Origin of the sequence: Marinobacter persicus, from assembly GCF_900114155.1 — a bacterium.
GTDB classification, from domain to species: domain Bacteria; phylum Pseudomonadota; class Gammaproteobacteria; order Pseudomonadales; family Oleiphilaceae; genus Marinobacter; species Marinobacter persicus.
Genome location: NZ_FOSC01000006.1, coordinates 1 through 11,330, shown reverse-complemented (window position 1 = coordinate 11,330; position 11,330 = coordinate 1). Strand labels below are relative to the sequence as shown.

Genomic DNA, 11,330 nt, shown 5'->3' with positions numbered 1-11,330 from the left:
GAATACCTATGCGAAGCGCTAAATCTGGTTGGTTTCTGGCCGATTCTTTGGGGGCAGGCCAAAGTGTCGTCTGTACGCTGTGGTGAAGTTTGTGGCGTGCCTGTAGCCAACCATGTGAGCAGTTTGTTGAACGCTGAATCCCTGTTCCAGGTACTGGCGGGCCAACTCGAACCGGCACCGGCGCCAGTATTCAAAGACTGATACGCCGTAGGTGTTTCGGAACTTCGTCCTGAGGCCGCTTTCGCTCATTGCCGCAAGACGAGCCAGATCTCTAAGCTGGTGCTCCTTGTCGGGAGAAAATTCCAGATGCTGCCTGACCAGTTCAAGACGTTTCTGCTGTTGTTCAGATACCGATGAAAAAACCGGTTTGGCATCTGCGTCTACCGTTACCCCTAGACCGGCGAGTTGCAGTGCCAGTCCTTCCAGAACGAGATTTTGCTGTGCTTCAGGTAGATCGGGATGGTTATTTGCCTGGAGTTGTTGTTTTAGCGAATAAGGTAAGGTCCACACAAAAAAGGGAGCTCGCGCACGCGCCAGAAGTTCGTAAAGCGCTGGTGACGCGGCCCGTCCCACATTGGCTGACTTTGGATTAAAGGCCAACGTCATGGTGGTCAGGCGTTCCTGAGCAGGCTGTATGGCCTGCAATGCATATTCAGGATGCAGTTGCATGGTAACTGCGCTCCCGGGAGTCAGTTCCCTTTCCAGTGCCCCGATTTTGAGGCGGATATTACCTTCCTGGACAACAAGAATTAAAAGCGGTGCGTGACCTAGCGAAACCGATTCATAGTGCTGACGGATGCGTAGATCGGAAAAGGTAAAACGAAAGCCGGAACTCAGGATGTGCTCGGATATCTGGCCTTCAGCGATTACCGTCTGATTGAAATCGTCGCCGCTGGACGAAAGGTTGGGAAAACGGTAGTTAATGTCGAACGTTTCTCCAAACTTCTGAAACTCCCGAACGCGATAGTACTGGTGTTCACTGTTACCGGGGGGCAACAGGGTTTGATGATGAAGAGGGGGATTATCGTTCATTATTTGCTCCCACCCACGGGTTTGATCGCTGAATGTCGAGCCTCGCCAACCGCTCCTTCCGATAAACCCCGCACGTCCCGCAATACCCACCTTCCGGCAACCGATATTTCAGGCAGCACCCCTTGCGCTGGGGAATGGCGGTTTCCTGTTCAGCGAACACCGCCGGTATCCAGTCGATAAATCGGTTTGCCTCGTTATTGAACTGCTCCAGCCATTGTTGCGCCAACTCACACACCGCAGCCGGCTGCGCCAGGTTCCAGACCGCCGAGAAGGGTGCGCCCAGGCCCAGTCCGACACTGCTCCAGTAAGCTCCCGGGCTGACTTTCCACTCTTGCCGGAATACCGGATACCACTGCCGGGTTTGTTGTGCCATTGATCGTATGAACGTGGTTTCATCGACTGCCGGCTGGTCCGGGATCTGGAACCAGCGGTTGGTTGTCTGGCCGCTCTGCTCAAGGGGCGCGAGAAAGATTCGGGTTGGCTCTGCCACCGGCGCCTCATGGTAGCGGAAAAGCCGGAGAGCGAGCGGGGCGATCACGCTCAGTGCCAGGTCCTGTTGCAGGACCGACGCATAGGTCCGGAGACTCTGGCCGGTGGTGGCGTCCGGGTAGTCGGTCTGAATCTGCTGAACCAGCAATTCCGGCTGCGCCAGGCATTGGGCCAGTGAGAACAGGCCCCGCCGTTCAATGCTGGTGCGTTGCAGGGCGCCCCCCAGAACCGTTTCCCGGTCCAGCCCGTCCGCTTGCAAGAGCCGCTGGTAACGTTCGGCCCAGGAGTATTGGGCGGCTTCCGGTTCAGGCCTTGCCATGACGGCTCAGCCCCCAGAGGAAATACAGGCCCCCCACGAGCGCTGCCAGCAGGCCCGCCGGCAACTGGTTCGGATAGACCACAATACGGGAGAGGTAATCGGCCAGGGCCAGCAGCACGCCGCCCACAAGCCCGGCCACAATCAACTGGCGGCCAACGGTTTGCTGGCCCAGCACCCGCGCCAGGTGCGGGGCAATCAGGCCGACGAAGCTCAGCGGCCCGATGACCACAGTTGCCGCTGCGGTCAGCACGGCGGCAAGCAGTAGCAGGGCCAGCCGCGCCCGGGCCACCGGCAGGCCCAGGGAGGAGGCGGACACATCGCCCAGGGGCAGAATGGTCAGCGGCCGGACAATGATGGCCAGCACGGTACTGATGGCAAAGATCACGGTCATCAGGCTGAGCGCCTCGGTTTCCGAGATGAGCCAGGTGGAGCCGTACATCCAGTTCAGCAGTTTCGAGGCCTGGGTGCCGCCGGCGGCCATCACCAGGCGCAGGCCGGCGTCCATGAACACATACAGCGCTAGCCCGCCCAGCAGCAGCTGATTGCCGGCGAACCGGTGCTTGCGGGCCAGCAGAATCAGTAGCCCCAATGCCCCGGCGGCACCCAGGGTGGCGGCCAGTATCTGTACGGTGCGCCCCGCCTCGATGCCGGAAAGCACCACGACAACCATCACCAGGGCCGCGCCACCGCTGATGCCCAGCATTTCCGGGCTGCCCATGGGGTTGCCGGTCATGCGCTGGATCAGCGTGCCGGCCAGCCCCAGGGCAACGCCGGCCAGGATGGCCGCGAGCATGCGCGGCCCGCGCCAGACCCAGGCATCATCCCAGTTGGTCACGGCCGTCCAGTTCCAGCCCTCAAGGCCGGGCGACCAGCCCATGGAAATCACCACTGTGGCCGCCAGCAGCACCAGCAACACGCCGGCAATCACACTGGCGGACCGGCGCCTGGGCAGGAAGCCGGGCGGGTTGGAAGCCTGGCCGGGCATGTGATGGGTATTCCGGATACTCTGCAGGGCCAGCAGGATAATCGGCCCGCCAATCAATGCCGTGGTGGTGCCGGTGGGAATCAGTGAGCCGTCGCCCCAGGTGGAGGCCCAGTGGGCCAGAGTGTCGGCCAGTAACAAAAGACCTGCGCCCAGCAGCGGGCTCCAGACCAGCTTTTCACCCAGGGTCCGGGCCCCCAGTAAGCGCGCCAGCACCGGGGCCGCCAGGCCGACAAAGGCGATCACGCCCACGCGGCTGACCACCGTCGCACTTAGCAACACCACCAGAAAAAGCGCCAGCGCGCGCACCCAGGCCACCTTCGCGCCCAGTGAGCGGGCTGAGGTTTCGCCCAGTTGCAGCAGTTGCAGTGGCCGCATCAGCAAAAGCATGAGGAAGGAAAGTACGATGACCCGGGGCCAGAGGTCCTGGAACGGCTGCCAGTTGTTCTGCACCAGCGAGCCCGCGCCCCAGATGAACAGGTTGCCCAGCCATTCGCCCTTGAGCAGCAGGAAGGCCATGTTGGTGGCGCCCAGGAAGAAGGTGATCACCAGCCCGGCCAGAATCACCGTGACCGGCGAGAAGCCCAGGCGCCAGGTCAGCGCGATGACCATGCCAATGGCCAGCAGCCCGCCCAGAATAGCCGGCACATCGGCGCTCCAGGCCAGCAGGCCGGGGAAGAACAGCGAGGCGACGGTCACGCCAAACTGGCTGCCGGCGGCCACGCCCAGGGTGGTGGGGGAAGCCAGTGGATTGCCCAGGATCTGCTGGGTTACGGCACCGGCCAGGCCCAGTGCTGCACCGATCAGAACCGCCATGGCCACCCGGGGTGCCCAACTGAAGTGAGCCATGACCGAGGCGTAGCTGTCCTCGTTGAAGCCGGCGAAGGCTTGCAGCAAGGCCAGTGGCGACAGCTCACCGAGCCAGGGAGCGGCGCTGGCCAGCAGGGCGGTCAGCCAGAGAGCGGCGGCCACCAGTGGCAGTCGTGCCGGCAGGGTGGGGGCGTATGGGGCAGCGCTGGCTAGACTATTGGACATTGTCGGTACCTCCGGCCAACAGGGCGTCGGTCAGGTAGACGGCGAGGCGCTTGACCTGGTAGGCACCGCCGAACGGCCAGACCGGATCCATCTGGTACACCTGGTCCCGCTGCACGGCGGGCAGGTAGGTCCAGAATGGGCTTTCGGCCAGGGTTTGCTTCAGTCCGGGCGGAGTGGGTGAGAGTGCCACCAGGCGGGCTTCCGGGTGCTCCGCCAGGGTTTCGAGCCCGACGACCGAGAACCCCCAGAAGTTGCCGGCATGGGGCCAGGCATTGGGCAGTTCCAGGGCCTTCAGTGCGGTCTGGTACAGGCCATTGGGGGCATAGATGCGTACATGGCGGGAGTCCAGGAAGTTCACCAGTGCCACAGGCCGGCGTGGCAGGTCCGCGCCGGCCAGCCGGGCGCGCTGTTCGGCCAGTGTCTGTTCAATGTCCGCCATCACGTCTTCAGCGCGCTCCTGGCGGTCCAGTATGTCGCCAAGGGTCAGCAGCATTTTCCGGGCCTGGTCGAAGGCGTCTTTGCCTTCGCGGTACACGCTGATCACGTAGGTTGGGGCAATACGATTCAACAGACCGGCAGCGGGAGCCATCTCCGCACTGGTGACGATCAGGTCCGGTTCCAGTTCGGCAATGGCTTCAAGGCTGGGGGCCACCCGGGTGCCCACGTTGGCCACGCCGCTTTCCGGCAGCGCGGGTTCTTGCACCCAATGGCCATAGCCTTCCAGGTCGGCCACGCCCACCGGGGTGACGCCCAGCAACAGCAGGGCCTCGGTGGCGGCCCAGTTCAGGGCGACTACCCGTTTCGGGGTGTCTTCAAGGGTGAGTGTCCCGTTTTCGTGTTGCCAGGATTCGGCTGCGGCTGTGGGGGCCAGTGCCGACAGTATGAAAAACAGTAACGTCAGGGCTGCAGGCCTAGTGAACATAAGACACCCACTGCCCGGGAGCCCGCTCCATCACGCCCATCGGTACGCTGTAGATGGCTTCCAGCGTGCCTTCTTTCATGATCTCGTCCGGGCGGCCATCGGCGATCAGCCGGCCGGCCTTCAATGCCACCAGCCGGTCACAGAAACGGGCCGCCAGATCCACATCGTGCAAGACCACAATCACCGTCAGCTCCCGGCTTTCGGCCAGCCGGTGCACCAGGCGCAGGGTTTCCACCTGGTGTTTCACATCCAGCGCGGAGATGGGTTCGTCCAGCAGTAGGCAGCGGGTTTGCTGGGCCAGCAGCATGGCAATCCAGGCCCGCTGGCGTTCGCCGCCGGAGAGGGTGTCCACGGAGCGGTGGCTGAAAGCTTCAAGGCCAGTGTCGGCAATGGCCTGGTCGATCAGTTGGTGGTCTTCGGCGGTATAGCGCCCGAGCGGCCCGCGCCAGGGGTAGCGGCCCAGGGCCACCAGTTCACGCACGGTCAGGCCATCGGTGGCGGGCGGGTGCTGGGGCAGATAACCCACCGTTCGGGCGAATTCCCGGGCGCCCGTTTGCTGGAAGGACTTGCCCAGAAGCCGGGCGTGACCGCTTGTGGGTGGCTGATGCCGCGCCAGCACTTTCAGCAGGGTGGACTTGCCCGAGCCATTGTGGCCCAGCAGGGCGGTTACTTCACCCTCCGCGAAACCCAGGTTTACATCCTGAAGAATCGGGGTGTCGCCAATGCGAACCCCGAGGTTGGAAACTTCGAAAAATGCCGACATGCAGGCTCCCCATCGTCAAGAGTCGGCATGGTAATCTAAATAATAATTACTATCAATCTGTGGTGTGGGCCAGTACCTGCCCGGTTTGTACCTGCCACTGGGCGTGGTAGGCGCCTTGGCGGGCGAGCAGGCTCTGGTGGTCGCCTTGCTCGATCACCCGGCCGTTTTCCACCACCGCAATGGTGTCGGCTTCCACGATGGTGGACAGCCGGTGGGCGATCATGATCACCGTGCGGTTGTGGCCGATGCGGCTCAAAGAGCGCTGTATGGCGGCCTCTGTCTCGTTGTCCACGGCGCTGGTGGCCTCATCAAGTACCAGGATTGGTGGGTCTTTCAGCAACGCACGGGCCAGGGACAGGCGCTGGCGCTGGCCGCCGGAGAGGCGCACGCCCCGTTCACCCACGGCGGTGTCCAGGCCCTCGGGCAGGGCACTGATGAACGACCAGGCCTCGGCGGTTTTCGCCGCCTCGATGATCTCTTCTTCGCTGGCGCCGGGTTTGCCGTAGGCCAGGTTGTCGCGAATGCTGCCTTCAAACAGGTACACATCCTGGCTGACCAGGCCAATGGCATCGCGCAGGGATTTCAGGCTGACCTCGCGGATGGGCTGGCCGTCGATGCGGATCTCACCCCGTTCGGGGTCGTAGAAGCGCAGCAGCAGTTTGATCAGGGTAGATTTGCCGGAGCCGGTGGCGCCCACCAAGGCGAGCGTATGGCCGGCCGGCACGTCCAGGCTGATGCCATGCACGCCGGCTCCGCTGCTGCCATAGCGGAACTCGACGTTGTTGAAACTTACCTCGCCGCGCACCGGCTGGGCCAGTGAGGTTCCAGCCTGGTCACGCACATTCACCGGCTCGGCCAGCAGGTCGAGGATGCGGCGGGTGCTGGCCATGGCGCGTTCGAACAGATCAATCACTTCCGCCAGGCCGGTCAGCGGCCAGAGCAGGCGCTGGGTCAGGAACACCAGCACGCCGTAGGCACCCACGTTCAGCGAGCCTTCCAGCGCCATCATGCCGCCCACCGTGAAGGTGGCCAGAAAGCCGGCCAGGATCGCCATGCGAATCACCGGAATGAAGGCGGAGCTGATGCGAATGGCGCGGGCGTTGGCCTGCACATAGGCCTCGCTGGCCTGCTTCAGCCGCTCGGATTCGCGCTGCTCGGCGGTGAAGCTCTTGATGGTGGCGATGCCGCCCAGGTTATTGGCCAGCCGGCTGGAGAGATCGCCCACTTTTTCGCGCACGTCCGCGTACAGCGGCCCGGCCTTGCGCTGGAAGTAGAACGCGCCCCAGATAATCAGCGGAATCGGGGTGAAGGCCAGCAGTGCGATCAGTGGCGACAGCACGAAGAACACCGCACCCACGGCCACCACGGTGACACCCACCTGAATCATGGCGTTGGCGCCGCCGTCCAGGAAGCGTTCCAGCTGGTTCACATCGTCGTTCATGGTGGCCACCAGCTGCCCGGAACTGGTGGATTCGAAAAAGCTCATGTCCAGACGCTGGGCGTGCTCGTAGGCATCCTGGCGCAGGTCGGATTGCAGGCGCTGGGCCAGGTTGCGCCAGAGCACCTGGAACAGGTATTCGAACAGCGATTCGCCGGCCCAGATAAAGAAGGTGAGGGCGGCCAGCACGGTGATCTGCTCCTGGGCGGTCTCAAAGCCCAGCCCGGCCACAAAACTTTCTTCCTGGTTCACCACCACGTCGATGGCCACGCCGATCAGGATTTCCGGGGCGATATCGAACAGTTTGTTGATGATGGAGCAGGTGGTGGCGGCGATGATCCGGCGGCGGTAGCCCCGGGCATACCGGAGCAGTCGACCCAGGGCGACAAAACTGCTGGTGTGCTGGCGGTTTGAAGACATGATCCGCTTCCTTATGACAGGGCTCGGTGATGAAAGCCGGCAAGGGTAGCGGATTCGCTGCTATTTTAAAACTTAATCATTATCACTTGCGTGCGTTTCGTTGTAGCCACCGGTCCAGCTTATCAGCAAATTCCTTGCGGTCGGTCTGGCTGAACGGGGCCGGGCCACCGGTGACTTGCCCTGCATTGCGCATCTCTTCCATGAAATTGCGCATGGCCAGGCGCTGGCGGATGTTCTCTTTGGTGAAGGCTTGGCCGCGCAGGTTGAACACGTCCGCGCCTTTCTCGATGGCCTCGGCGGCCAGGGGGATGTCCTGGGTGATCACCAGATCGCCTTTGGTCATCTGTTCCATGATGTCGTTGTCGGCCACGTCGAAGCCCAGGGGTACCTGCCGGCGCTTGATGTACGGGCTCGGTGGCAGGTTGATGGCGTGGTTGGCAATGAAGGTGGTTTCAACCTGCCAGCGGGTGGCGGCGCGGCAGAGGATTTCCTTGATTGGTACGGGGCAGGCGTCGGCGTCGACCCAGATAGGCATTTGGGGGTTCCTTTGAACTTGGTTTTGGTTTGAGTTTACCGGATGAGGTCCGCGACTGCTTCTTTGTATTTGCTATTTGGGAGGCTGGCATATGCGGATAAGGCTTCCAAAAACCGCTACGAGCACATCCTTGTGCGCTTATTTCGGGCCATCCTTGGCCCTCAAAATTTTTGGAAGCCTTATCCGCATATGCCTTTCGATCAATCAGCAAGACGCCGCGGCTCGGTAGATGGATAGAGCTGCTGAGAAATCAACGCGCGGGAAGTGGTATAATTCCGTTCACACTCTATTAACAGGAAATGATAATGTCCCAGCTCCCCTCTTGCCCCCAGTGCAGCTCCGAATACACCTACGAAGACGGCGTTCAGCTTGTGTGCCCCGAGTGCGGCCATGAATGGACCGAGGCTGAGCAGGCGGAAGCCGAGGCGGGCCCGGTGGTTCGCGATGCCAACGGCAATGAGCTTCAGGACGGCGATTCGGTGACGGTGATCAAGGACCTGAAGGTGAAAGGTTCCAGCCTGGTTGTGAAGGTGGGAACCAAGGTGAAGAGCATTCGCCTGGTTGATGGTGATCACGATATTGATTGCAAGATTGATGGTGTCGGTGCTATGAAGTTGAAATCGGAGTTTGTGAAAAAGGCCTGATCACTCCCAGATGAATGCAGGCCCGGAAGGAGATGGTTTATGGCGGGTTCTGGTAACGAGAAGGAAGAGGTCACAGTTCCTGAACATGAGAAGCGGCATGAGCTGCATCAAGAACTGCCGGTAGATTTTCCGGACCCGTTCTTCCGGGGCCTGCATCGGATCATTCGTTTTGCCATCCGCGTGCTGGCGGTTTTGATGGTGGCGGTGATTCTCTGGGGCGTGGGCGATGTCATCTACATCATCTACGACCGGCTGGTGACGCCGCCTTTGTTGCTGCTGGACATCAACGACATCTTCTTCACCTTCGGCGCCTTCATGGCGGTGCTGATTGCGGTGGAAATCTTCATCAACATCCGCCTGTACTTGGGCACCAACGTGTTTCCGGTTCAGCTGGTAGTCGCCACCGCCCTGATGGCCATCGCCCGGAAAGTGATCGTGTTGGATTTTGAAACCCTCACCCCCATGTACCTGCTGGGTATTGCCGCCACCACCCTGGCGCTGGGCATTACCTACTGGCTGCTGCGCCAGGGAGACCCGAACCGGGACTGGTAAGAGCGCGCCCGTGTTTCTGCGACAATTTGCCGCTTGCAGGGTAAGAGGGGTTACGCCGATGATTCCGGCAGGAAAATACCGAAAAACAAGCACCTGGTGACTGAGCATGAAACGACTGAACTCCCTGGCCTGCGCCTTTGCCCTGGCCTGCGCGGCCCTCGCACCCATTGCCTTTGCGGCCGACCATGGTGGCGAACAAGGCCCGGTTGGCATCGCCGACCCCTGGACCCGCCCCACACCGCCGGGCACCCCCATGGGTGTGGGCTACATGGAAATCAGCAACCACACCGATGAAGAAATCCGCCTGGTAGGCGCTGAAACCCCCAAGGCCGGCCACGTCTCCATCCATGAAACCGTGATGGACGGCGACATCATGCGCATGCAGTCCGTAAAAGGCGGCCTGGCGATCCCGGCTGGCGAAACCGTGAAGCTCGAACCCATGAGCTACCACCTGATGCTGGAGCAACTGAAGAGCCCCATCACCGAGGGTGAGCCGGTGCCGGTAACGCTGGAGTTTGAGGGTGCCGACTCTGTGGACGTGGAATTGCGGGTGCAGTCTATGGATGGCAGCAAGCAGATGGATCACTCCAGCATGGAGCACTGATACCTCGCCAAACCTCGCGGAGTCAGTCGGCACCGGTCGTTTGACTCCGTCATCCCTCCCTTTTTCCTCTGATTCCCCGCCTGCCATCAAAAGCGCATGGAGCCGCACGTTGCCCTGTGGAGCCCGATCACATCACCTGATTAACCGGAGATATGCGACAACTGTCGTTAAAGTCCGCGATCTTCTTCCGGAATGGTTGCATCTCTTTGAAAAATATCGCCTTCCAGACGTGGAGCGTGCGAATAGGCGAATTTATGACTTGAGACAAACCGGAAAATTGACGCCTATTTCCGGCGGCGCTACTGTTCGGAGAATGGTAGGTTTCTGATAAAAAGAAAGAAAACGACGGGTGGCTGTGTGGCGGGTGTTAAAATAGGCGCGTATCGGATAGAAGTCGTTTGTCGTTGAATTATGCAGTTAAGTTTGCTAAAGGGTTTCGCTAACGTGACAAAATTCGAACTGAAAGACGGAATGAAACCCACAGATATCGTGTTCAAGGACTTTTTTTCGGAGCACACGCGGCGTACCCGAAAGACCTTGCTGATACTTGCCTCAGTCTTAGTTTTGCTGTCGATTGAAGGGCTGTCTCTCAAACGATTCGTTTGGTTTGAGGTTGACGATTTTGAACATACAAGGCCAATAATCCTCGGCGCTACAACGTTGGGTCTGGTTTATTTCTACCTATCATTTCTAATATACAGCTGGCACGATTTTCGGCAGTGGCGATCGACGGCACAGATATATCAAGCGATTCAGGCTTACGGCTATCTGCTTCAGATCCATGCAACGCTTCAGGTGCTCAACAAGTCGATAGCGGAAATTGCAGCTGCGAAGCTTCCGCTTTCTAATGACATTGACCAAAAGATAAAGTACTTCGTAGGGAGCGGCTCGAAGTTTTACGAAGATCGACTGTCAAAAGCGGGTGATGACTTGGCCCGAGTATTTACTGAGCAAAGGAACCTGAAGTTTGGGCAATGGATAAAGTTGTCTACTGTAGATCTTGGCTTCCCAGTTTTGGTAGGTGCCTTTGCAATTGAAAAAAACAGCCATCTGCTAGCCCCATTCTTGCGGCTGGTTATCGGGTAAGTAACTTAACAAGACCAAGCACAGCGACGCCTACTACATTGCGGCTTCGCCTCCATTTCGTAGGCGCGCATGTTGGCTGGCGTTAATGGCAAAGGCTCCGGCCTTTTGGGTGGCCGTGTGCCAGTGGCCTTGGTGCCGGGCTTGGCAGCCAAACCCGCTTAGTCTGGTGAGCACCAAGGCCAGCAGAGTCCGCGTCCGATTTGGCAGCTTTAATCGTCAGCGGCGTTGGTAGCAAAATCGGTGTTCGTCGTTTTGGGCTGTCCGCCGAAATTTAAGTCAGGATCTGGTACCTTTGAGTACAGGTTCATCCGCCGCTGGCTTGGCGGTGGTTTCAAACAAACGGTATCGGCGTGAGCCGGTGCAAGGTAACGGAGTAGGCCGTCGCGGTCAGTGCCAGGGAGCAGGCAACGTCAACACCCTGCCACTAACTAGCCGGTCAACCGGACGCCAAAAGCGTGCCGCTTTTGGTCCCCTCCGCTGGCGCTCCGGCGCCGGTTACCTTCGCGTTA

11 protein-coding genes are annotated in these 11,330 nt (G+C 60.3%); 4 read left to right on the top strand and 7 right to left on the bottom strand.

Annotated elements, in window-relative coordinates; translation table 11 throughout:
* Positions 1–18 precede the first annotated feature (18 nt).
* From BMZ63_RS07550 to BMZ63_RS07520, 7 genes are all read right to left on the bottom strand, one after another.
* Positions 19–1,032 (bottom strand): helix-turn-helix transcriptional regulator, encoded by a 1,014-nt coding sequence (locus BMZ63_RS07550; RefSeq protein ID WP_091703855.1) that lies wholly within the window; start codon positions 1,030–1,032, stop codon positions 19–21.
* Positions 1,022–1,840 carry a (2Fe-2S)-binding protein gene (locus tag BMZ63_RS07545; protein WP_091703853.1) on the bottom strand — a complete coding sequence of 273 codons (819 nt, stop codon included), beginning with the start codon at positions 1,838–1,840 and terminating at the stop codon, positions 1,022–1,024. Before BMZ63_RS07545 ends, BMZ63_RS07550 begins: the two co-directional genes overlap by 11 nt.
* Positions 1,827–3,857 carry a Fe(3+)-hydroxamate ABC transporter permease FhuB gene (gene fhuB / locus BMZ63_RS07540; protein WP_091703850.1) on the bottom strand — a complete coding sequence of 677 codons (2,031 nt, stop codon included), beginning with the start codon at positions 3,855–3,857 and terminating at the stop codon, positions 1,827–1,829. The genes BMZ63_RS07545 and fhuB overlap by 14 nt, the downstream gene beginning before the upstream one ends.
* On the bottom strand, positions 3,847–4,779 hold the full coding sequence (locus BMZ63_RS07535; protein ID WP_091703847.1) for an iron-siderophore ABC transporter substrate-binding protein: 933 nt from the start codon (positions 4,777–4,779) through the stop codon (positions 3,847–3,849). The genes fhuB and BMZ63_RS07535 overlap by 11 nt, the downstream gene beginning before the upstream one ends.
* Positions 4,769–5,542 carry an ABC transporter ATP-binding protein gene (locus tag BMZ63_RS07530; RefSeq protein WP_091703844.1) on the bottom strand — a complete coding sequence of 258 codons (774 nt, stop codon included), beginning with the start codon at positions 5,540–5,542 and terminating at the stop codon, positions 4,769–4,771. The genes BMZ63_RS07535 and BMZ63_RS07530 overlap by 11 nt, the downstream gene beginning before the upstream one ends.
* A 52-nt stretch (positions 5,543–5,594) precedes the next feature.
* Positions 5,595–7,400: an ABC transporter ATP-binding protein gene (locus BMZ63_RS07525; protein WP_091703841.1), complete on the bottom strand. Its 1,806-nt coding sequence runs from the start codon at positions 7,398–7,400 to the stop codon at positions 5,595–5,597.
* An 82-nt stretch (positions 7,401–7,482) separates the two neighbouring features.
* Positions 7,483–7,935 (bottom strand): YaiI/YqxD family protein, encoded by a 453-nt coding sequence (locus tag BMZ63_RS07520; protein ID WP_091703838.1) that lies wholly within the window; start codon positions 7,933–7,935, stop codon positions 7,483–7,485.
* Positions 7,936–8,240: 305 nt separating this feature from the next.
* Here BMZ63_RS07520 and BMZ63_RS07515 point away from each other — a divergent pair, with 305 nt between their 5' ends.
* From BMZ63_RS07515 to BMZ63_RS07500, 4 genes are all read left to right on the top strand, one after another.
* Positions 8,241–8,579 (top strand): zinc ribbon domain-containing protein YjdM, encoded by a 339-nt coding sequence (locus BMZ63_RS07515; RefSeq protein ID WP_091703835.1) that lies wholly within the window; start codon positions 8,241–8,243, stop codon positions 8,577–8,579.
* Positions 8,580–8,618: 39 nt separating this feature from the next.
* Positions 8,619–9,131 carry a phosphate-starvation-inducible PsiE family protein gene (locus BMZ63_RS07510; RefSeq protein WP_091703832.1) on the top strand — a complete coding sequence of 171 codons (513 nt, stop codon included), beginning with the start codon at positions 8,619–8,621 and terminating at the stop codon, positions 9,129–9,131.
* 106 nt (positions 9,132–9,237) lie between these two features.
* Positions 9,238–9,735: a copper chaperone PCu(A)C gene (locus tag BMZ63_RS07505; protein ID WP_091703829.1), complete on the top strand. Its 498-nt coding sequence runs from the start codon at positions 9,238–9,240 to the stop codon at positions 9,733–9,735.
* 444 nt (positions 9,736–10,179) lie between these two features.
* Entirely contained in the window at positions 10,180–10,821 is a 642-nt protein-coding gene (locus tag BMZ63_RS07500; RefSeq protein ID WP_143072201.1) for a hypothetical protein, read from the top strand.
* The last annotated feature ends 509 nt before the right edge of the window (positions 10,822–11,330 follow it).